Annotated in this window: 19 protein-coding genes; 5 read left to right on the top strand and 14 right to left on the bottom strand. The window is 59.3% G+C overall.

Annotation, left to right across the window (positions count from 1 at the left end):
• Window positions 1-21 precede the first annotated feature (21 nt).
• Window positions 22-1,419 (top strand): tRNA uridine-5-carboxymethylaminomethyl(34) synthesis GTPase MnmE, encoded by a 1,398-nt coding sequence (mnmE, locus tag ACFPM8_RS04760; RefSeq protein WP_378995487.1) that lies wholly within the window; start codon window positions 22-24, stop codon window positions 1,417-1,419.
• Between the two features lie 226 nt (window positions 1,420-1,645).
• Here mnmE and ACFPM8_RS04755 read toward each other — a convergent pair whose 3' ends face one another.
• The 8 genes from ACFPM8_RS04755 to ACFPM8_RS04720 form a co-directional block, all read right to left on the bottom strand.
• Window positions 1,646-1,987: a hypothetical protein gene (locus tag ACFPM8_RS04755; protein WP_378995485.1), complete on the bottom strand. Its 342-nt coding sequence runs from the start codon at window positions 1,985-1,987 to the stop codon at window positions 1,646-1,648.
• 474 nt (window positions 1,988-2,461) lie between these two features.
• Window positions 2,462-2,887 (bottom strand): type IV pilin protein, encoded by a 426-nt coding sequence (locus tag ACFPM8_RS04750; RefSeq protein WP_378995483.1) that lies wholly within the window; start codon window positions 2,885-2,887, stop codon window positions 2,462-2,464.
• A 148-nt stretch (window positions 2,888-3,035) separates the two neighbouring features.
• A complete protein-coding gene (locus ACFPM8_RS04745) occupies window positions 3,036-6,410 on the bottom strand; it encodes a pilus assembly protein (RefSeq protein WP_378995481.1) in 3,375 nt (1,124 codons plus the stop codon).
• Between the two features lie 11 nt (window positions 6,411-6,421).
• Entirely contained in the window at window positions 6,422-7,006 is a 585-nt protein-coding gene (locus tag ACFPM8_RS04740) for a pilus assembly PilX family protein (RefSeq protein WP_378995479.1), read from the bottom strand.
• Window positions 7,003-7,863 carry a PilW family protein gene (locus tag ACFPM8_RS04735; RefSeq protein WP_378995477.1) on the bottom strand — a complete coding sequence of 287 codons (861 nt, stop codon included), beginning with the start codon at window positions 7,861-7,863 and terminating at the stop codon, window positions 7,003-7,005. The genes ACFPM8_RS04740 and ACFPM8_RS04735 overlap by 4 nt, the downstream gene beginning before the upstream one ends.
• Window positions 7,860-8,417 carry a type IV pilus modification protein PilV gene (pilV, locus tag ACFPM8_RS04730; protein ID WP_378995475.1) on the bottom strand — a complete coding sequence of 186 codons (558 nt, stop codon included), beginning with the start codon at window positions 8,415-8,417 and terminating at the stop codon, window positions 7,860-7,862. Before pilV ends, ACFPM8_RS04735 begins: the two co-directional genes overlap by 4 nt.
• Window positions 8,417-8,971, bottom strand: a complete 555-nt coding sequence (locus ACFPM8_RS04725) for a GspH/FimT family pseudopilin (protein WP_378995473.1) — start codon at window positions 8,969-8,971, stop codon at window positions 8,417-8,419. The genes pilV and ACFPM8_RS04725 overlap by 1 nt, the downstream gene beginning before the upstream one ends.
• 177 nt (window positions 8,972-9,148) lie before the next feature.
• Complete coding sequence (locus tag ACFPM8_RS04720; RefSeq protein ID WP_378995471.1) at window positions 9,149-9,469, bottom strand: metal-sensitive transcriptional regulator; 321 nt, start codon at window positions 9,467-9,469, stop codon at window positions 9,149-9,151.
• 380 nt (window positions 9,470-9,849) lie between these two features.
• On the opposite strand from ACFPM8_RS04720, the gene ACFPM8_RS04715 reads away from it, so the two are divergent.
• A complete protein-coding gene (locus tag ACFPM8_RS04715; RefSeq protein ID WP_378995469.1) occupies window positions 9,850-10,911 on the top strand; it encodes a porin in 1,062 nt (353 codons plus the stop codon).
• A gap of 456 nt (window positions 10,912-11,367) precedes the next feature.
• Here ACFPM8_RS04715 and ACFPM8_RS04710 read toward each other — a convergent pair whose 3' ends face one another.
• Window positions 11,368-11,853, bottom strand: coding sequence for an asparaginase domain-containing protein (locus ACFPM8_RS04710; RefSeq protein ID WP_378995467.1), 486 nt, complete (start codon window positions 11,851-11,853; stop codon window positions 11,368-11,370).
• A gap of 158 nt (window positions 11,854-12,011) precedes the next feature.
• On the opposite strand from ACFPM8_RS04710, the gene ACFPM8_RS04705 reads away from it, so the two are divergent.
• Window positions 12,012-12,764, top strand: a complete 753-nt coding sequence (locus tag ACFPM8_RS04705) for an L-asparaginase (RefSeq protein WP_378995465.1) — start codon at window positions 12,012-12,014, stop codon at window positions 12,762-12,764.
• On the opposite strand, the gene ACFPM8_RS04700 is transcribed toward ACFPM8_RS04705, so the two are convergent.
• Together ACFPM8_RS04700 and ACFPM8_RS04695 are read right to left on the bottom strand one after the other, a co-directional pair.
• Complete coding sequence (locus ACFPM8_RS04700; RefSeq protein WP_378995462.1) at window positions 12,765-13,757, bottom strand: D-2-hydroxyacid dehydrogenase family protein; 993 nt, start codon at window positions 13,755-13,757, stop codon at window positions 12,765-12,767.
• Between the two features lie 278 nt (window positions 13,758-14,035).
• The gene (locus ACFPM8_RS04695; protein ID WP_378995460.1) at window positions 14,036-14,281 is read right to left on the bottom strand and encodes a hypothetical protein; all 246 of its coding nucleotides are present in this window, start codon (window positions 14,279-14,281) and stop codon (window positions 14,036-14,038) included.
• Between ACFPM8_RS04695 and ACFPM8_RS04690 the strand changes: the two genes are divergently transcribed.
• Window positions 14,280-16,121, top strand: a complete 1,842-nt coding sequence (locus tag ACFPM8_RS04690; RefSeq protein ID WP_378995458.1) for a phosphoenolpyruvate carboxykinase (GTP) — start codon at window positions 14,280-14,282, stop codon at window positions 16,119-16,121. The two genes, ACFPM8_RS04695 and ACFPM8_RS04690, sit on opposite strands and share 2 nt — an antisense overlap.
• A 171-nt stretch (window positions 16,122-16,292) precedes the next feature.
• Here the strand turns inward: ACFPM8_RS04690 and ACFPM8_RS04685 are convergent, their stop codons facing one another.
• Window positions 16,293-16,439, bottom strand: coding sequence for a hypothetical protein (locus ACFPM8_RS04685; protein WP_378995456.1), 147 nt, complete (start codon window positions 16,437-16,439; stop codon window positions 16,293-16,295).
• 71 nt (window positions 16,440-16,510) lie between these two features.
• Entirely contained in the window at window positions 16,511-16,828 is a 318-nt protein-coding gene (locus ACFPM8_RS04680; protein WP_378995453.1) for a hypothetical protein, read from the bottom strand.
• 405 nt (window positions 16,829-17,233) lie between these two features.
• On the opposite strand from ACFPM8_RS04680, the gene ACFPM8_RS04675 reads away from it, so the two are divergent.
• Window positions 17,234-18,199 carry a LysR family transcriptional regulator gene (locus ACFPM8_RS04675; RefSeq protein WP_378995451.1) on the top strand — a complete coding sequence of 322 codons (966 nt, stop codon included), beginning with the start codon at window positions 17,234-17,236 and terminating at the stop codon, window positions 18,197-18,199.
• On the opposite strand, the gene gntK is transcribed toward ACFPM8_RS04675, so the two are convergent.
• Window positions 18,168-19,736, bottom strand: a complete 1,569-nt coding sequence (gene gntK, locus ACFPM8_RS04670) for a gluconokinase (RefSeq protein ID WP_378995449.1) — start codon at window positions 19,734-19,736, stop codon at window positions 18,168-18,170. The genes ACFPM8_RS04675 and gntK overlap by 32 nt on opposite strands.
• Window positions 19,737-19,946: the final 210 nt, after the last annotated feature.

Raw genomic sequence — 19,946 nt, 5'->3', positions numbered from 1 at the left:
AACAATCGTAAAATCACCCCCATGTCCTTCGATTCCTCCCCCATTGCAGCCATTGCCACCGCCCCCGGGCGCGGCGGTATCGGCGTAGTACGTATTTCCGGAAAAAATCTCGGTGCGCTGATCCAGGCCGTCTGCGGTATAGACGAAGCCAAACTGATCCCGCGCCACGCCACCTATCTGCCATTCAAGAATGCCGACGGCAGCGTGATCGACCAGGGGCTGGCGATTTATTTCAAGGCCCCGCATTCATACACCGGCGAAGATGTGCTGGAGCTGCAAGGCCACGGCGGTCCGGTGGTGCTGCAAATGCTGCTCAGCCGCTGCCTGGATGCCGGTCAGGATATCGACCTGCGCCTGGCCCAGCCCGGCGAATTTACGCAACGCGCCTTCCTCAACGACAAACTGGATCTGGCCCAGGCCGAAGCGGTCGCCGACCTGATCGAGGCGTCCACCGAAGCCGCCGCCAAATCGGCCTCGGAATCGCTGTCCGGCGCGTTTTCCAAAGTGATCCACGCACTGGTCGAGCAGGTCACCAATCTGCGCATGCTGGTCGAAGCGACGCTCGATTTCCCGGAAGAGGAAATCGACTTCCTCGAACAGTCCGACGCCCGCGGCCAGCTGGCCGCGATCCGCAGCACGCTCGACAATGTGTTCAGTCAGGCGGCACAGGGGGCCTTGCTGCGCGACGGCTTGAATATCGTCCTGGCCGGCCAGCCCAATGTCGGCAAATCCTCATTGCTGAATGCACTGGCAGGCTCCGACGTCGCCATCGTGACGCCGATCGCCGGCACCACTCGCGACAAAGTCACCGAAACCATCCAGCTCGAAGGCATCCCGCTCAACATCGTTGACACCGCCGGCATCCGCGAAGCCGAGGACGCCAGCGACGAAGTAGAGCGGATCGGCATCGAGCGCACTTGGGCCGCAGTGGCCAAAGCCGATGTCATCCTGCATATGCTGGACGCCAACCACGGCCCGTCGCTAGCGGATGAAAAGATCGTCGCCCGCTTCCCGCTCAACGCCCCGGTGATCCGGATCTGGAACAAAATCGACCAGTCCGGCCACAAGCCGGCGGTCGACGAGATGAGCGACGCCACCCATATTTACCTATCCGCCGTCAATCATCTCGGGATCGACTTGCTGCGCATGGAATTGCTGCGCATCGCCGGCTGGCAGCAAACTGGCGAGTCGCGCTACCTGGCACGCGAACGCCACCTGATCGCCCTCAAGGCCGCCCGCGATCACCTCGATATGGCAGCCCAGCACGCGGCCATCGACAACCGCGTCAACGATCAGTCGCTGGACCTGTTTGCCGAAGAACTGCGGCTGGCGCAAGACCGCCTGAGCAGCATCACCGGCGCCTTCACGCCGGATGATTTGCTGGGAGTGATTTTTTCGCGGTTTTGTATTGGCAAGTAATTCGTCGCGTTGCAGTGACTTTCAAAACCTGTTTTGCGAATGCTTTTAGGTGTTTGACGCTTGCTGCTTAGTCAGTTGGGGACAGAGTAATTCGTCGCGCTGCGGCGTCACTTAAACTCCGTTTTGCGATCGCTTGTTGGTGCTTCAAACTTCTTGTCTAGTCAGTTGGGGGACAGAGTAATTCGTCGCGCTGGGGCGACTCTTAAACTCTGTCCCGCAATTGTTTTTATTTACCGATCGCGGCGCTATTCTGATTCAGCTGCTGGTTCAGCGTTTTTTGTTCCTGCTTGGTGATGTGGCCGCCGTTCTGGGCTGCCATGGCGCGCTCTTCGGTGCGGATGCCTTTGTCGTTGCTGCGTAATTGCTTCGCTTGGGCTTTGCTGATTTCGCCTTCTTTTACTTCGTTGGTGATGCGCTTGTTCTGGTTTTTCAGACGGTTGTTGACTTGTTCGCGGCGCGGATGATTTTTCTGCCATTGGCTGTCTGCAGCGAATGCGTTGCTGGTCAGCATGCCGCCGATAGTGGCTACCGCGGCGAGGGACAGGGTAATGCGAGCTAGCGTTTTCATCATGTCATCCTTTGTTTGGCAGCAGGTCACTGTGCCTGCATGAGCCTATAACGACGCGCCGGCCGCGAGCGCTGACTGCCCTTACAAAGAGATACAAGATAACGTGCGGAAAAAACTAACTAAAAGCAAACTCAACGTCCCCAACATTCCTCCAGGCTTGCGGTGTTGCTGATCAAGCACGGGCGGATGAGCATAGCGTTATCCACTAATGGATGCGTCACATGCGTTTGACGCATCCACAACGGCGGAAGGCACTTCGCTTTTCCGCCCTACGCGAATGTCGACCGGTACGCGAGATAAATGATCGCTCGTAGGGCGGATGAGCGCAGCGTTATCCGCCATTGGATGTGCCACATGCGATTGACACATCCACAACGGCGGAAGACGCTTCGCTTTTCCGCCTTACGCGAATGTCGACCGGTGCGCGAGATAAATGGTCGCTCGTAGACAACGTATGGAAAACAATTGGCAAACTCAACGTCCCCAACATTCTTCCAGGCTTGCGGTGTTGCCGATCAAGCCGCGCGCGCCGCTGTGATCCAGCGTAAAAATTCCGCACTTGTCGCCGCTACGTTCAGGCGCCGCTTGCAATTGATAGGCCGCGATCTCGGCCGGCTGCGTCAGGCTTACCCTGTATTTCGCCGTACCGGTCCTCGGGGCTTGCCTTAAATCGTCCGGCAGCCTGGAGATGCCTGCATAGCTGTTATTGACCGTGAATCGGCGCTCCATCCAGGCGGCGGCTTCCAGCAAGACGGCGCGTGCTGCGGCGCGTTCGCTGCGGCGGACGTATGCGCTGTAGTTCGGCAAGGCGACGGTGCTGAGAATCGCCACGATCACCACCACCAGCATCAATTCGACCAGGGTGAAACCCTGTCGTCGCAAAATGATTTTGTATGTCATTTTTACTCCGGTATCGGGGCGCTCAAGGGCGCCTCTAAAACCGTAGCGAGCGGTCCAAGCTCGGGGCGAGAAGTGCAGCCGTACGGGGATACGGCGAGCATCACAGCCCCGAGATTGGGCCGCGCAGTAGGTTTTAGAGGTGCCCTTACTAGGGGTTCGGCAACTGGTGCCAAGTCCTGAATGGCGGCCGGTTCGATTTCGCAATGGCGATGCTTTGCGCGTTGCCGTCAATGCCGTTGATCACCAGCTTGCGGCGGCCGTCCGGCAAAGTGATCGAGGTCGGCGTAGCAAGCGAGGGCATGACCGTGCGCGCGGCCCGATCCGGCGACAGGCCGGGGAACACCGCGTTGGCGGCCGCGCCGCCGGTCGCATAGGCGATCCCCATCAATTGCGAAGCGCCACCGGCGCCGCACAAATCATTGCCGGTCGGCGCAAAGCTCAGTATCCACAGGATGTCGTCGATCAGCAGCGGCTTGCCGACGACCCGCTCGCCGCTATCGGGCAGATCGACTACCCAGCCGCGTTTTTCGGCCCAGTTGGGCCTGTTCCGGGTCAGCGTGCGGCCATCCGCGACCGTCGTGAATGTTTGCTGTTGCAAGGCGTCGCGATTGCCGACGACGCCGGCGCCGGGCTTGTCCCAGATGCCGTACACGCTCTGCGTCTGGGTGCCCAGCTTATCGGCGGCCTCGAAAAATTTACCGCTGCCGAACATCACCAGACGACCGCCTTGCGGGTGGTAATCCAGCACCGGTTGCTGCACGATAGGCTGTACCTTGCCGTGGCTGTCCTTGGCCACAAACAAGGGCTTGCCGTCGAACGCCGGCCGCCACTTGGCGGCATCGACATCGCTCAGGTCGAAGCCCCACAGATTGCCTTGCAAGTCGCCGGCATACGCGGCAATCACTTCGCGCTGGCCGTTGAACACAAAAGCCGGCGTCGACAGTCCGTTGGGGGCTTGCGCGCCGCCGCTTTCGGTGTGAATTTTTTTGATCTCTTTGCCGGTCTCGACATCGACCAGATACAGCACCGCTTTTTGATTCGCACTGTCGTAGCCGTTGCCGTACACCGCGGCCCACTTGCCATTGCGCAGGCGGATCACCACCGCCTCGCCCAGCACATGGCCCATGTCGGCGTCGTAAGTGGGCGTGCCCGGGATGCCGTCGCTTTTTTCCCACAGCACGCGCTCGCCGCTGATAGCGAATACAGCCTTGGCGCCGCCACCGGTCGAACCCATCAAGATGGTTTTCCAGTTTTCCGCGTATCGCAACCAAAGCAACCAGGATGCTCCCGAGTCTGGGGGCTCACCCAAATAGGCGTCGCTTTCGGTCAATTGACCGTCGACAAAATAACGGTGGACGTAAGCGGGGTCGGCCAGCGTCTTCAGGTGAGGGTAGACCGCATTCGGTATGAACGCCCACTCCTCGATTCCGGTGACAGCATTGATCGCGTGCAGCATGCCGTCGTTGGCGCCGACGTATGCCATCGGCCTGCGGCCCTTCTTGTTGGCCAGGAACTGCGCGTAAATGGTCCCGCCGCCGCCGGCCTCAGGCAACTTCCGGTAACCGAAATCGGCGTCTTTGACATACAACGGCGAGGAATTGACGATATCGCCCAGTTTGCTTCTGCGATTGCGATAGCTGCCGCGTCCTTGCGCCGCCTCCAGTGCGTCGCTGCCGCGCAGGTAGTTCAATATCTCTTCAGAGCCCAACGCGGCCTGTTGGGCCGGCGTCAACTGCTGCCACCGGAAGTCGACCGATGTACCGCTACCGTCGCCGGCGGCTTGCCAGGTCTTGATGTCGCGCCGATCCGGGCCTGGCAGTTTGTCGGCGGCATTCCATACCTCGGCGCCGAGCGCGCCATCCGGCAGCAGTCGATAGGCTTTCAGATAGCCGCCCCAACTGCCGCCGACAAAGCCCGGCTTGTAAGCCAGCGTGTCGCCCGTGATTTTTTCGCCATTGACCGCAAGCGACGAGGCGGCGCCGTCCGGAGTGCCGATTTGTTTCAAAATATCGACCAGGCCCTTTTGCAATTGGGCCGGATCGTTGGCGCTCAGATAGCGTCCGCGGCCATTGACTGCGGCATGCCACAAGTCATCGACCGTGCTTGCACGTTCAGCTTTGGGCACAGGCCAATTTTTGACGCCGCGCTTGATATCGTAAAAATCGCCTTCGGTGGCGCTGTCATAGTCGGGACGATATTTCAATTCACCGTTGACGCCGAGGCCGATGGTGAAGGTGGTCATGTGCTGATGCGTGGCGCTGTCCCGGGCATTGGTGGACGCCACATTATTGGCCAGCGCCGGACGCAAATCGGTCTTGTAGTAATACATCGCAATATCGGCCAGCGTGTCGGATGCCCCCAGCGCATCGTAAGCGCCGTAGGCGCGGGTCGAATAGCCGCTGTCGCTGCCGTCCTCATTGCCGAAGCCGACCCCGTAGTCATTCCAGTAACCGTCGGTCGACAGTATGTGATAGCTGGGGCGGCAACTGAGCAAGGTGGGATCGTTCTTGCTCAGACGGTACGGGTCGTTATTGGCGTAATCGAAGCCGTACATGATGCCTTCGTACATTTCGCCGATGCGGTTCATATGAATGCGCAGCGGCGTGCCGCCGTAGGGCACCGTGCCATACAGGTTGTCGTAGAATTTTTTCTTTTGCTCAGTATCGAACTCGCGAATGGTCAACCACTTCGGGTTGTCGTTGTAGCGCGCCACGTTAATCGTGCTGAAGCCGACCCGGAATCTGGGCGCACTTTCCGGTCTGGTGACCGGATCGATGGACAGGAAAGCCAGGCCGATCACGGTCTTGGTCATCAATATCCGGGTCCGGTAGTAGCTGAACCAATTGGCGAAGTTTTGGATTTCCTGCGCATAGGAACAGCTGGCGCCGGCGTCGCAATCGGTGCGCGTCGCCGCGCGCGGATAACTCTGGCGGTCGGGAAGAATATCGGTCCTGATGTAAGCACGCCCGTCCCATCGGTAATAGAACGCATAACGGGCGGCCTTGGTGTTATAGCTCAACCAGCGCGTGTCTCGACAATTGGCAGTGGGTCCATAGTTGCCGTACGGTTGGAAAGTCGGAAAAACAGGCGTGCCGGTGCGATAACACACGCTGGCCAGCGAGACCGGCACCACCGTATTGTTCAGATAAGGATCGACCCGCGTCCGCCCGATATCGCTATTGCCCATAGCCTGGCCGTCATACCTGGCGCCGGGGGTGTAGGTAATCTCCGGGTTGTAATAGATCCGGTTAAAGTCCGGCGAGTAAAAACGCAACTCATACTCGGAAACGTAGCCGTCGCCGCTGATCATGTCCGACCAGTTCATGCTGCCGGAATCGTCCATCGAAAACATGATGTTGGGTTTGGGCGGTTGCGCCAAGATCATCGGCGTCTGCGAAATCTCGGCCAGCACCGGGCCTGACGCCACGGCCAGCCCCACACTCAACCCCGCCCACACTACACATGCCGGCCAGCCGCCCGCTGCGATGGATAGATAACGATTGCTGCGCGCTATGCCTTGCATGGATGCCCCTGTCACGGAATGAGATAACTTTGCAACATCACGACGGTGTTGTCATTGCTGCCAAATGCGCGTGCGGTGATCCGGTATGCGGGCCGACTTTCCGGCGGCTTCAGAGTGAATTCCCCACGCTCGACCAGCGCCAGCCTTTCCATCATGCAGCGCGGATTTTTTGCCAGCTCGGGGTTGGCAAGCGGGACCTCATATGAGAAAAGTCCGTTCTCGGCAACGGGGGCGCCACCACCGGTGTAGTGAGTGGTTTCCCAGCCACGTCCCCCTCCAAACTCCCAATAGTTTTCGCCATTGGTCGGCCAACCGGGGGCAGGGCCTTCCTGCAGCACCCTGCCAGGCTCAAGTTGCGCCCATTTTTCACACACGCGCAGGGCTTGCTCCGCGGCCTGAAACGCCAGGTGCTGGCTGCGCGCATTGCCGGCCATTTTTTCTTCCGTCACTACATTGCGGATGGCGCTCACTCCCAGCAACATCATCACCACCAGGAAGATCAGCACGATAGGCAAGGCAATGCCCGACTGCGCAATGGAACGACGGCGTGACTGCGCAAGGTGGCAGGAGGTCATCAGCGAGTTTGGTCCATTCATATCGTTGACAAGCTGGGAGCGGCATGGCCGCGCACCGTGAATACCTGGCGCAATACCATCCGCAGCCTGCGGTCGCCGGCGGTGCGCACGGCGCCGCTGCAATCGACGTAGCGCTGCGCTTCACCGATGCTGTTGCTGCCGCGCAGTTGCAGGCAAACCTGGACGCTGACGACTTTGCTCCAGCCATCGGCAAGGCTCTCGATCGCCGCCCGCGAACTCAGGAATTGCTCGGGCGTGAAATCGCCGTTGGTGTCGATGCCGTAAGTCAGCCGCATGTCTTCGACATTGCCGATCAAGGGCTGGCCGTTGCAAACCAGCGACGGCACCGCATCGCCGGTTTTGGCGGCGAGATAGAAACGGTTGCTGGCAATCCGCACTTGCGGCGTGACCATAGCCGCGGGATGGTCGTTCGGCAAGGCCAGCATGGGCGCGGCCTGGCCGCTGCAATCGGTACCGATTGCAGCATCTCGGTCCAGCACATCGGCGACCCGGTAGCTGACTTCGAAGCCCGGCTTGCCGCTGACGGCGGATGCTGCGCAAGGCGCGCCGGCATCGCATCCGCGCAAAGCCTGACCGATAAAATCCGTGCGAGAGGAGGACGGAGCGTTCAGGCTCACGCTGGTCAGCTTGCCGAAACCGGCCTGCCGCAGATTGCGGCCGATCACCGTCATCGCAAAGTCGCCATCGGCCCGCAGGCGCGCATTGTCGTCGTTCAGGCGATAGCTGCTCTTGCTGCTCAGGTACAGGCTGACCACCACCCCCACCATGATCAAACCGAGCGTCGCCGAGATCATCAATTCGACCAGCGAGAAACCCTGCTGCGCGCAACGGTAGCGAGAACGGATGGTTTTGCTCATGGCATGAATACCGTGGCGAAGCAGCGCACATCCTTGTCGACTGCCGAGAGTGCGGCCGGACGGCAGTCGTTCTTGTCCGATGCGGGAATATCTCGCTCTTTGAAATACACGCGGATCACGAAGCCGTCCGCAATCGAACCCGAGATCTCGCCCCATCCGCCCGCCATGGTCCGGCTCAATTCCGCCCGCCAGTCGCGGATGTCGATGGCAGCCACCTCGGCCGGGGTGCAGGCACCAGGATCCGCGCAGGAGGGCGCGGCTGATGGTGCGGCAGGGGTCGATGGATAGCGCTCGAATGCCGGACTGTAGGCGCCGTTTCGCGCGCCCTTGACGTTGCCGCGCACGCGGTCCGCCAGATCGCTGCTGAGCTGGGTCGCCAGCGTGCGGAAATGCGCCACTTTCTGGTAACGCAATGCGGCTGCCTGCAAGCCGGCCAGCCCCAGCAACGCAAATGCAGTGATGACGATCGCGATCAGCACCTCGATCATGCCGGCGCCGGATTGCCTGCCGGCGATAGCGGCAGCAGCGACTGGCGGCGTGGAGATCGTCGCCATCAGCAATCGGCCGCATCGGCGACCACCCGGCTATTACCGGATGAAGCTAGACACACCCCGCGCCGGTGGCCGCCGCCGGCAGTAAACGCAAAAGTCGCTGCGGCTGTCGCAATCTGCCCCATGCCGTTGTAGATAATGGATGCGGTGCTTGCGATGACCCTGGTATCGCGATCCAGCGCCCGCTGACGCGCCAACACCTCGGCCGCATCCGGCGTCGCATGAGGTACCACGATCAGCCAACCGCTGGCCCAGTTGCGATCGCCGCTGTCGCAGGCATCCGGGCCGTTTCCCGCATTGACGCTGCGGCACAGTTGCACCGGCCGGCCGCGCATGATCGCCTCCGAACGGGCGCGCATGTTGGCGGCGACAAATTGCCTGACCTCGCCGCTCAAGCGGTTGGCGATGATGAAATTTTGCATCGCCGGGATGCCGACCCCGAGCAGGATCGCCAGAACCGCAATCGCCAACATCAACTCGACCAGCGTGAATCCTGCCGCTTGGCGCAGCGGCTTGTTGCAGACGGCGGGCAGCAGATAGAGAGTGGAAGAGGGCATGCAGTGCGTTCATATAATTGATGGCTGAAAAATTATATGAATGGCAAGCGCTGACAACAATAAGGCTTTGCCCTAAAAATCCTTGGTATGGGGATCGGTGGGTGATTTGCGGGGATGAACGGCAAGCTGATGCCGGACAAATGCAGGAAACCTCCGGCGCTATTTCACGTTGCCAGACTAAGCAAACTTATCCAGCAGCGCGGCCAGGTCCCTGGCGCGTTCGTTCGCCTCTTCGGGGGTGGCTGCCGCCGCGGTGTGGGTCACGATGGCATCGCTCAACAGCGTGACGAAAACACGATCCAGCGCCTTGCGCGCGGCCGCCAATTGTTGCGCGACGCCGGCACAATCGGCCGCTACCTCGGCATTGACGATCAACTTCTGGACGCCGCGAATCTGTCCTTCGACACGCGCCAGACGATGCAACAGATCTTTCTTTTGCTCAGCAGTCAGCGCCACGGCCGGCGTGGCATTTTCTGCTTCTTTGGGCGTATCAGTCACAGCAAACCTCCTTGAGTTGTTTCGCCAATAGGAAGAAATTTCCCATATTTCATCTTCGTGTGTCACGCCTTCCGGCTTCAACAACGTCAAAAACCTCTGATTAGGCTAGCCATTCAGCATCAAAAATAAGCGAATAAACAATAGCAAATAACTAACACATTAGCTATTATCGGGCTTCTAGCGTTATTAATTTGCAAACACATCCCGGTGCGATCAACGATGTGTCCAATCCGGCTTGTCACGGATAAAGGCATGGCATCGCTCGCTACGCACAGGGCCTGCCAACGCCACGGAAAGGAGCTCACTACACGCACGTTCGGGTTGCATCAAGCGCCGATATACGCGGCAAACAACTTTGCTTAATCAGGAGACAGACCAAGATGAGAAAAAGATTAATTACATCAAGCTTATTCGCCACGCTCGCGACGCTGACCGCCGTCAGTCATGCTCAAATCGGCAGCATCACCGTGTATGGCGTGCTCGACACCAGCATAGAACACAGCAGCAACGCCAATGCCGACAAACAAGGGATCATCCGGCTGCACTCGGGTGCGGTCAATGGCTCGCGCATCGGCTTTCGCGGCACGGAAGATCTGGGCGGCGGGCTGACGGCGTTCTTTCAATTGGAAAACGGTTTCCGATCGAACGACGGCAGGTTGGTGCAGGCCGAGCATTTGTTTAACCGGAGGTCGCTTGTCGGCCTGGAGGGCCGCTTTGGACGGATCGAGGTGGGGCGCACGTATACCACCGTCGATAACTTCATCGCGGCATTCGAGCCGGCCGGTTATTCCTGGCTCGGCACCGGCGCCGCGATGGACAAGCGCAAGGATGGCATGTGGTTCCACTCTCCCAACCTGGTCAAGTACGAGGTTAAATTCGGCAACGTGAAACTGGGCGCATCGCATGGCTTAGGCGAGGTCGCCGGCAGCTACGGCAGCGACGCCAAATCCGCGCTCGGGATTGGTTACGACAAGGGGCCGTTCGGGATTGCCGCCACCATTGACCGGGTCAACGGCATTAGCGTCGACAACGGCGCTTACGACAAAGCCACCAGCATCAATCTGGCCGGCGGCTATCAAATCTCGGGCCCGCTGAAACTGACTTTGGGCTATCGCCATTACAAAAAAAGACTGGCGTCCGGGGCCGCCGATTTTCGCAGTCATTTCTATTGGGGCGGTCTCGCTTATCAGGCGACGCCGACAGTCTTGCTGACCGCTTCGGTGTTTGCGCAAGACGTGAGAAACATGGCCCAAGGCGAAGCCGGCGATCCGATCATGGTTGCGCTGAATGCGAAATACGCGCTGTCCAAACGCACCATCCTGTATGTCAGCAGTGCCTACGCCCGCACCAGAAACAATAATCTGGTGAGCGTGTCGCCGTATCAGGATGGATTCAGCAGCAGCCAGACCCGGGTCGCCGGCGGGATGCAGCACTGGTTCTAAGCGCCGGTTCAAACTCTTGCTGGCAATTGACGGTTCCGGCGTTGTCAATGTTGGGCTTTGGAGCACAACGGTCCTGAGAAAACGTAGTAGGTCGGAAAAGCGCAGCGCCTTCCGACGGCGTAATTCGCATCAGCCGGTCAAGCCCTTGGCTTTTCTCGGCGGTACACCGGACGTCGGATGGGTGTAGCAGGGGTTTCGGATGGCATGCCATCTGCCTGCGGGACGATATCCGCTTGCAAGCGGATATGCGCCCTGCAAGGGCTGCGCTTTTCCGACCTACGCGCTGTTTTGCGATCGCCTGTTGGTGCTTCAAACTTCCTGCTTAGTCAGTTGGGGACAGAGTAATTCGCCACGCTTCGGTGGCTCTTAAACTCTGTCCCGCAATTGTTTTTGTTTAGTTGGGGACAGAGTAATTCGCCACGCTACGGTGCCTCTTAAACTCTGTCCCGCAATTAGTTAGATTGGCTCAAAACGCCCCGCAACGCGATTCTTTTGCACTTTATCCCACGCAAAAATCTTGCCGTTCATCGCCACGTACACGCCATGCGGCAAAGCTTGCGCGACGCCGCAGGCAAAACCGAAATTGAATAGCGCATCGGAATTGGCGACCGCGTACGGAATCATCGCGCCGGTCACCACGATCGTCTTGGCCAACGCCGCGTTACCGAGGACTTCAGCGGTTTCGCGCATGGTGTCGGTGCCGTGGATGATCACAATCGCCTCTTCCTTGGCCTGGCTGCACGAGGCCAGCACGCGGCTGCGGTCGGCGTCCTTCATATCGAGCGAATCCAGCAGCGGCAATTCTTCCAGCGCAATCTCGGCGGTGATGCGCGAGCGTTGAATGACTTGCGGCAGATGGCTGGCGGCGAAGCTGAGTTTGCCGGCGATTTCATCGTAATGTTTATCGAAAGTGCCGCCGGTGGCGATGATGCGCAGTGTCATGAAAATGTCCTTCGTTGCCAAATTGGGCGAGGTCTTTAGTTCTTTCTGCCTCGTGAGAGGACTGATTATACTGATGCAAACGGCGCCAGCGCCGGCCGTTTTTTCCTCGGTACGCAGATACAGTACAATTTTTTATTTTCCCGCAAGCAATCTCGTTCATGAAACCCATCGCCCCCGGCACCGTCATTTTTCATCGCTATCGCGGCTACGGCGTGATCACGTCGGTCAATTTGCTGACCGGCTGGGTCGCGGCGCGCTTCGGCAGCGAAATGCGGACGCTGGATTTGAATCTGTCTTCGGACGAGGTGCAACACGCGGACGGCACGCCGATCCTGTTCCGTCATGCGCCGCCGGACCGGATGCCGCATGCGCGCTTGATGGCGATGGTCAGGGAACTGCATAGTGCCGGCTATCAGCGCTTGTATCTATACAACTGGCCCAAACCGTCGGGGCTGCACTGGCGCTGGCATTTGTTTTGCGGTCATCGGGACTGGATGGATCGCCCTTGGCGCGAGGGCTGGTACGGCTCCGGTGCCGATTACAATTTCAATCCTATTCTTGGCTGGGGCGACCAGCCGGGCGCTTCAGCGGCGGAGCTGGCGAGCGCGCTGGCGCAATTCGATCCGCACGGCCTGGCGCAGGCATTGGGGCGGGATGAGGATCATAGCAACTGGTTTGCCGCGATATGCGACGTGCTGTTGCCGGATTACGCCTTCAGCCTGGGCTGGAGCGCCGGGGCGATGCCGGCCAGCTTGCCGGTGATTCCGGTGCGCAAGGGCCTGCCCGAATATGACGGGCCGCCACTGCCGTGGCCGCCCGGCTGGGCCGGCTTGTGGCATGGCGCCAGCCTTGCAGCGCCAGCCCCCAAAATGAGCAAGTTGATCCTGCCGGCGAATGCCGGCGACGTCTGACTATCGCGGCAGCAGGGCATCCGGATTCAGCACATTGTTCGGCGTGCCGTTGGCGAAGTCGAGCACGTTCTGGAACGCGGAACGGAAGTACAGCTCGTAACTATCCTTTTCAACGTAGCCGAGATGCGGCGAGGCCAACACGTTCTCCATCCGCAGCCAAGGCGAGTCTGGTGTCAGCGGCTCGCTTTCGAACACATCGAGTGCGGCAAACCCCGGCCGCCCCTGCTGCAAAGCGGACGGCAACGCATCTGCGGCAACCAGTTCGGCGCGGCTGGTGTTGACGAAGATCGCGCTGGATTTCATGCCGGCCAGATCGGCTGCGGTGACCATGCCGCGGGTCGCATCGTTCAAACGCAAATGCAGCGACAGCACATCCGCCTCGGCGAAAAATTGTTCCCTGGCTTGCGGTACGAAATGACCGTCCTGCAAGGCGGCGGCGCGGCTGGCGTCGCGGCCCCAGATCATCACCCGCATGCCGAAAGCCTTGCCGTAGCCGGCCACCATGCGGCCAATTTTTCCGTATCCCAGGATGCCCAGCGTGCGGCCTTTTAACGCCACCCCCAGATGATTATGCGCAGGCGTCGCCGACACCGATTGCCAGCGCCCTTGTTGCAGGTTGCTCACGTATTGCGGGATGCGGCGGGCGGCCGCCATGATCAGCGCCCAGGTCAGTTCCGCCGGCGCGGTCGGATCGCCCACGCCTTCGACAATCGCGATGCCGCAGGCGGTGGCGGCCTCGACGTCGATATGGCCGCTGACTTTTCCGGTTTGTGAAATCAGTTTCAGATTGGGCAGTTTTTGCAACAGCGCTTTGGGAAAGGTGCTGCGTTCGCGTATCAATACCAGCGCCTCGAACTGCGCCAGCCGGATCGCCAGCTGGCCGATGCCCCGCGCGGAATTGTGGAACACTTTAACCTCGTGGCCTTCCAGCAATTTGAAACACTCCAGCTGGCGGACGCAATCTTGATAATCATCGAGTACGGCAATTTTCATGGGTTTCCTGACTAAACAAAAAATTTGAAGCACCTAAAAAGCTATCGCAAAACAGGGTGGATGAGCGCAGCAAGTAGGGCGGAAAAGCGCAGCGTCTTCCGCCGTCTTGGATGCGTCGAGCATATGCGGCACATCCAGCGGCGGATAACGCTGCGCTCATCCGCCCTACCTACCTTATATTCAGTACAGCAACTTTCATCCGTTTCCTGGCAAACAAATAAAGAAAAACGGCTCTTACGTAATAAAGCAACGATATCCAGAAAACGAGAAATACCCTACTACAAAAGTTGGTCATTTTTACTACATGTCGGGTGTACAATCGCCGCACTTTTTCCACGGAAAACAGGCTGTTTGCTGGGCGTGACGACCAATTTCGTACTATGTAGCGTGGCGCTTTTTCGCCCCTGTAGTACGCTGGTTGCAGACCATTGAAACCCGGCCATTATTTCATTTTCGTTGCTGTCGGTCATGTTCGGATCGACACAAGACAAGATTTCTTTATTGGTATCGGAGGTAGTCTTCATGAATCAAACCCGCTTGGGCAATGCACCCGCCTACGTCAAGCAACAAAAGCTGATCAACTGGGTCGCCGAAATCGCCGCGCTGACCAAGCCGGACCGCATCTATTGGTGCGACGGTTCGCAGGCTGAATACGACCGCCTGTGCGGCGAGATGGTGGCTGCCGGCACCATGAAAAAGCTGAACCCGGCCAAGCGCCCGAACAGCTATCTGGCATGCTCCGATCCGTCGGACGTGGCGCGGGTCGAAGACCGCACTTTCATTTGCTCGGCCAAGCAGGAAGACGCCGGCCCGACCAACAACTGGACCGATCCGGCCGAAATGCGCAACACCTTGCACGGCCTGTTCGACGGCTGCATGCAGGGCCGCACCATGTACGTGGTGCCGTTCTCGATGGGGCCGCTGGGTTCGCCGATCGCGCATATCGGCGTCGAGCTGTCGGATTCGCCTTACGTCGCGGTCAACATGCGGATCATGACGCGCATGGGGCAGGCGGTGCTGGACGTGCTCGGCAGCGACGGCGAGTTCGTGCCTTGCGTGCACAGCGTCGGCGCGCCATTGCAAGCCGGCCAGAAAGATGTGGCTTGGCCGTGCAACTCCACCAAATACATCGTCCACTATCCGGAAACCCGCGAAATCTGGTCCTTCGGTTCCGGCTACGGCGGCAATGCGCTGCTCGGCAAGAAATGTTTCGCGCTGCGGATCGCGTCGACCATGGGCCGCGATCAGGGCTGGCTGGCCGAACACATGCTGATCCTCGGCGTCGAATCGCCGGCCGGCAAAAAGCACTATGTCGCTGCGGCTTTCCCATCGGCCTGCGGCAAGACCAACTTCGCGATGCTGATCCCGCCGAAGGGCTTCGAAGGCTGGAAAGTCACCACCATCGGCGACGACATCGCCTGGATCAAACCGGGCGCCGACGGCCGCCTGTACGCGATCAATCCGGAAGCCGGTTATTTCGGCGTTGCCCCCGGCACCAACGACAAGACCAATCACAATTGCATGGCGTCGCTGCGCGAGAACACGATCTTCACCAACGTCGCGCTGACCGACGACGGCGATGTCTGGTGGGAAGGCATGAGCAAGGAAGCGCCGGCCCATCTGATCGACTGGCAGGGCAAGGACTGGACTCCGGCCATCGCCAAGGAAACCGGCGCCAAGGCGGCCCACCCGAATGCCCGCTTCACGGTCGCCGCGACCCAGAATCCGGTGATCGATGCGGCTTGGGACGATCCGGCCGGGGTGCCGATTTCGGCCTTCATCTTCGGCGGCCGCCGCTCCACCACGGTGCCGCTGGTGACCGAGGCGCGCAACTGGGTCGAGGGCGTCTACATGGCGGCCACGATGGGTTCCGAAACCACCGCCGCCGCTGTCGGCCAGCAAGGCATCGTGCGCCGCGATCCGTTCGCGATGCTGCCGTTCATCGGTTACAACATGAGCGATTACTTCCAGCACTGGCTGACGATGGGTCAGAAAATCGCAGCCGGCGGCGCGCAATCGCCAAAGATTTTCTGCGTCAACTGGTTCCGCACCGACGCCGACGGCAAGTTCGTCTGGCCCGGTTTCGGCGACAACATGCGCGTGCTGAAATGGATGCTGGACCGGCTCGACGGCAGCGCCGGCGGCGTCGAGCACCTGTTCGGCGTGACCCCGCGCTTTGCCGATATTAGCTGGGATGGGCTGGACTTCAGCGAACAGCAGTTCGACCACATCACGTCGATCGACAAGGCCGCATGGAAAACGGAAACCGCGCTGCACACGGAACTGTTCGATAAGCTGAAATATCACTTGCCGAAGGAACTAGCGGAAGTCAAACAGGCGCTGGAAAAACGTTTGGCTGAATAAAGCCGGCTTGTTGGCAAAAAAAAGCGCGCCCGCATATTGCAGGCGCGCTTTTTTATTTATCCGTGCTTTTTGCTTAAGCAAAAAAAATCCCTACCGGCTTGAGGCCGGTAGGGTTAATCCTTCCTTGTCAGGGAGGAGGAGACATCTGAAGAAAACCTGGTTGGACTATTGCTAGAGACCGTGCACGCCGGCCGGGGTCAGAATACGCGCCACCAATTGACGCAACAGCGCGGGCACGGTGCGGGAGGCGCTCAGCAATTGCATGGGATTGCCGGCAGCGGAACGATCATCCTGATCGGAATAAATGTATTGATACATTACAGCTCCTTGTCAACGTTGAAATTAGGCACCTCGAAAAACTTACTGCAGAGTTTGGCAAGCCCGGCAAATTAGTCGCGCCCTGCCAGCAAACGCAATTCGGCGGCCAGCGTCGGCTGGCTGCCGGCCTGGTCGTTGGCCAGTCGGCGCATCAACTGCTGGCCCTTGAACATGCTTTGCGCATGGCGCTGTTCCAGCGATTTGCGCGGCTTCACCAGCAACAGCGCGGCCCGCAAAATCCCCATCCACAACGGCTTGAAATACATCATCAAAGTCGCAAATGCACCCATGCCCAGCACAGGTCGAGTGGCGGCGCTTGCGGTGGACAGCATGACCTGCGCATCGAACAAGACGGTTTTAGCGGGAAGGGCAAAGGCGAAGATGGACATGACGATTATTTCTCAGTGACATTGGTGCATCGCAGTATATGCACTACTTGAGCGGCAATCCAATTTTGATTTTGGATAGCAGTTATGCTGTAAGCGAATAATGTCCCATTTCAATATACGAGAATTCCACAATCAGAAAACCTCGCAAAGCCTGTAACAACAGGTAACAACATGGCTTTCGATGTTTGTTTATAGTTTCCAATTGGAAATCAATGTATAGCTCAGACATCATCAACGTTGATGTGTCTTTTATGTCGCGTCGCAGCATTTAACAAATAATCAAGACCGTAATTCGATTTTCATATATCTGTTATGGATCATATGAATATCAGCGATAATTGATGCTTGCCGCTACCGCACCTTGCTAAAAATAATTAACGATAGACTGACCCCGATAGCCCGAACATGAGTTTTTTAACGCTTGATTTAAATTTGCTGCGCGTCTTCGACGCAGTCATGACCGAACAAAACCTGACCCGCGCAGCCAATCGGCTGGCGATGACGCAACCCGCCGTTTCCAATGCGTTGAAGCGCTTGCGCGACACCTTGAACGACGAGTTGTTGATCCGCACCGCGCACGGCGTCAAGCCGACCCAGTACGCCGAAGAATTATGGCCGACCGTGCGGCGCGCGCTGACCGACCTGGAAACCGCGATCACGCCGGAGACCTTCGATGTCTCGCGCGCCCATACCACGTTCCAGATGGCGATGGCCGACGCTACCGCGGCGCTGTGGCTGCCGGGACTGGTGCGCACGATAGAACGCGAGGCGCCGCAGTTGAATATCCGGATGGTGCCGCTGACCACCCGCGATCCGCGGCAAATGCTGATGCGCGGCGATGTCGACCTGGCGGTCGGATTTTTCCCCGGCGTCGCAGCGCAACTGGCCGGCGGCCAGACCACCAGCGCCTCGCCGATCCACCACGAGCGCCTGTACACCGGCGAATACGTGTGCGTGATGCACAAGAATCATCCATTGGCGAACCAGCCGCTGACTCTCGACAGCTATTGCGCGTCGCATCACTTGCTGGTGAGTTTTTCCGGACGCGCGCATGGCCTGATCGACGAAACGCTGACGGCGATGGGGCGCGAGCGGCGGATTCTGTTGACCGTCAATCAGTTCTTCACCGCCGGCCGGGTGGTCGCCAGCTCGGATCTGCTGACCGTACTGCCGCGTCATTTGATCGGCGCCACCGGCATGACCGACGTCTTGGTCGCGCGCGAACTGCCGTTCCCGACGCCGGCGGTCCATGTGGACATGCTGTGGCACGAAAGGGATGTGCGCAATCCGGCGCACAAATGGCTGCGCGCGCACTTGAGCGCTACCGCGCATGAGAAATTTATCCTGATTGATCCGGAGACTGAGCACTAGCAGAACGCTGAAACTGCGCCAGCTCGCGGTACTGCTGCTCCAACTGCTTTGGGATGGCGGCATAGATCGGCCACAAACGGGCATACAGCGCCACATTGTCGGGATCGGGCAAGTGTTGATGAGTGGCGCCGACCATCTCGGCAACCGCCTCCAGCGACGCTATCCGGCCCAGCGCATACAAACCCAGCACGGCGGCGCCCAAGCACGAGGACTCGACGCTTTCCGGCACCACCACTTCGCGTTCGAAGATATCGGCCATCATTTGACGCCACAGGGCTGAGCGTGCAAAACCGCCAGTCGCCATCATCCGCGTGGTGGGGCCGATCAAACCTTCAACCGCCGGCAGGATGCTGTACAGGCTGAAAATCACGCCTTCCAGCGCGGCCCGTATCATATGCTCCTTGCGATGATGCATGGCCAGGCCAAAGAAAGAACCGCGCGCATCGGCGTTCCAAAGCGGAGCCCGCTCACCCGCCAGATAGGGATGGAATAACAAGCCCGCGGCGCCGGCCGGGACCTGTTCCGCGATGCTGGTCAACGCCTCGTAGGGATCGATGCCGGCCAGTTTTGCGGCGGCCGTTTCGGCCGTTGCCAGCTCGTCCCGCACCCAGCGGAAAATACTGCCGCCGTTGTTGGTCGGCCCGCCTACCACCCAGTGCTTGGCGGTCAATGCATAGCAAAATGTGCGCCCCGACGGATCGGTCAGCGGCTGGTCGATCACGGTCCGCATTGCCCCCGACGTGCCGATCGTGACCGCCACCTGACCCGGCCCGATGGCGTTGACGCCGAGGTTGGATAACACGCCGTCGTTGGCGCCGATGATGAATGGCGTGTTTGGCGCCAGCCCGAGTTGGTGCGCCATTGCGGGTTGCAGGCCGGTCGCAAAATGGGTGGTCGGGACCGGTTGCGATAGTTGCGCCGGACTGACGCCGATCAAGGCCAGCGCCTCGCTATCCCAGTCAAGCTGCTGCAGGTTGAACAGGCCGGTGGCGGAAGCGACCGAATAATCGACCTGCCATTGCCCGAACAAGCGGTGCCAGACATATTCCTTGATGCCGACAAAGCGCGCGCTGCGGGCAAACAGTTGCGGCTGATCGTGACGCAACCACATCAACTTGCACAGCGGCGACATCGGGTGGATCGGGGTGCCGGTACGCAGATAAATCGCGTGGCCATCCATCTGATCGCGAATCCGGTTGGCCCACTCGGCGGCGCGGCTGTCGGCCCAGGTGATGCTGTTGGTCAGCAGATGATCGTGTTGATCGAGCGCAATCAGGCTATGCATGGCGCTGCTGAACGACACCAGCGCGATCTGTGCGGCGTCGACCTGGCTATTGCTGACGGCCTGACGCATCGAAGTCAGGACGGCGTCGACTATCTGCAGCGGATCTTGTTCGGCCATGCCCGGCGCGGTGCAGGTCAGCGGATACTCCACCGCGTGCTGCGCCACCACCCGCCCTTTGGTCGTGAACAGCACCGCCTTGGTGCTGGTGGTGCCGATGTCGACGCCGAGCATATATTCCGGTTGCTGAGGCATAAGATTCTTTCGCTATTGGATTGATTGCCGGCCATTGAAGAGGTCACTGAGCAGGCCACTGAGCAGGCCGCCGGGCGGCTGAAATATTACATCAAATGGTAGCGCTACCATCGGCTACTGGCGGCATAAAGTAAAATTAGAGCAGCTAATCAATATCATTTCCGTAAAGAAACAATGATAATGCATCACTCATTTCATTTCAGCACATTG

This window comes from Paraherbaspirillum soli, assembly GCF_042654985.1.
In the GTDB taxonomy this organism is placed as follows: Bacteria; Pseudomonadota; Gammaproteobacteria; order Burkholderiales; family Burkholderiaceae_D; genus Paraherbaspirillum; species Paraherbaspirillum soli.
Note: the sequence above shows the minus strand (reverse complement) of the source record. Positions and strands in the feature narration are given on the sequence as shown.

Bases quoted from the DNA above. Each gene is read 5' to 3' on its own strand.
- ACFPM8_RS04710 (WP_378995467.1), bottom strand. From the start codon at position 11,853: ATGACACTGCGCATCATCGCCACCGGCGGCACTTTCGATAAACATTAC.
- ACFPM8_RS04740 (WP_378995479.1), bottom strand. From the start codon at position 7,006: ATGAATGGACCAAACTCGCTGATGACCTCCTGCCACCTTGCGCAGTCA.
- ACFPM8_RS04700 (WP_378995462.1), bottom strand. From the start codon at position 13,757: ATGAAAATTGCCGTACTCGATGATTATCAAGATTGCGTCCGCCAGCTG.
- ACFPM8_RS04675 (WP_378995451.1), top strand. From the start codon at position 17,234: ATGAGTTTTTTAACGCTTGATTTAAATTTGCTGCGCGTCTTCGACGCA.
- pilV (WP_378995475.1), bottom strand. From the start codon at position 8,417: ATGGCGACGATCTCCACGCCGCCAGTCGCTGCTGCCGCTATCGCCGGC.
- ACFPM8_RS04725 (WP_378995473.1), bottom strand. From the start codon at position 8,971: ATGCCCTCTTCCACTCTCTATCTGCTGCCCGCCGTCTGCAACAAGCCG.
- ACFPM8_RS04690 (WP_378995458.1), top strand. From the start codon at position 14,280: ATGAATCAAACCCGCTTGGGCAATGCACCCGCCTACGTCAAGCAACAA.
- ACFPM8_RS04745 (WP_378995481.1), bottom strand. From the start codon at position 6,410: ATGCAAGGCATAGCGCGCAGCAATCGTTATCTATCCATCGCAGCGGGC.
- ACFPM8_RS04705 (WP_378995465.1), top strand. From the start codon at position 12,012: ATGAAACCCATCGCCCCCGGCACCGTCATTTTTCATCGCTATCGCGGC.
- gntK (WP_378995449.1), bottom strand. From the start codon at position 19,736: ATGCCTCAGCAACCGGAATATATGCTCGGCGTCGACATCGGCACCACC.
- ACFPM8_RS04750 (WP_378995483.1), bottom strand. From the start codon at position 2,887: ATGACATACAAAATCATTTTGCGACGACAGGGTTTCACCCTGGTCGAA.
- ACFPM8_RS04735 (WP_378995477.1), bottom strand. From the start codon at position 7,863: ATGAGCAAAACCATCCGTTCTCGCTACCGTTGCGCGCAGCAGGGTTTC.
- mnmE (WP_378995487.1), top strand. From the start codon at position 22: ATGTCCTTCGATTCCTCCCCCATTGCAGCCATTGCCACCGCCCCCGGG.
- ACFPM8_RS04715 (WP_378995469.1), top strand. From the start codon at position 9,850: ATGAGAAAAAGATTAATTACATCAAGCTTATTCGCCACGCTCGCGACG.
- ACFPM8_RS04755 (WP_378995485.1), bottom strand. From the start codon at position 1,987: ATGAAAACGCTAGCTCGCATTACCCTGTCCCTCGCCGCGGTAGCCACT.
- ACFPM8_RS04685 (WP_378995456.1), bottom strand. From the start codon at position 16,439: ATGTATCAATACATTTATTCCGATCAGGATGATCGTTCCGCTGCCGGC.
- ACFPM8_RS04680 (WP_378995453.1), bottom strand. From the start codon at position 16,828: ATGTCCATCTTCGCCTTTGCCCTTCCCGCTAAAACCGTCTTGTTCGAT.
- ACFPM8_RS04695 (WP_378995460.1), bottom strand. From the start codon at position 14,281: ATGAAGACTACCTCCGATACCAATAAAGAAATCTTGTCTTGTGTCGAT.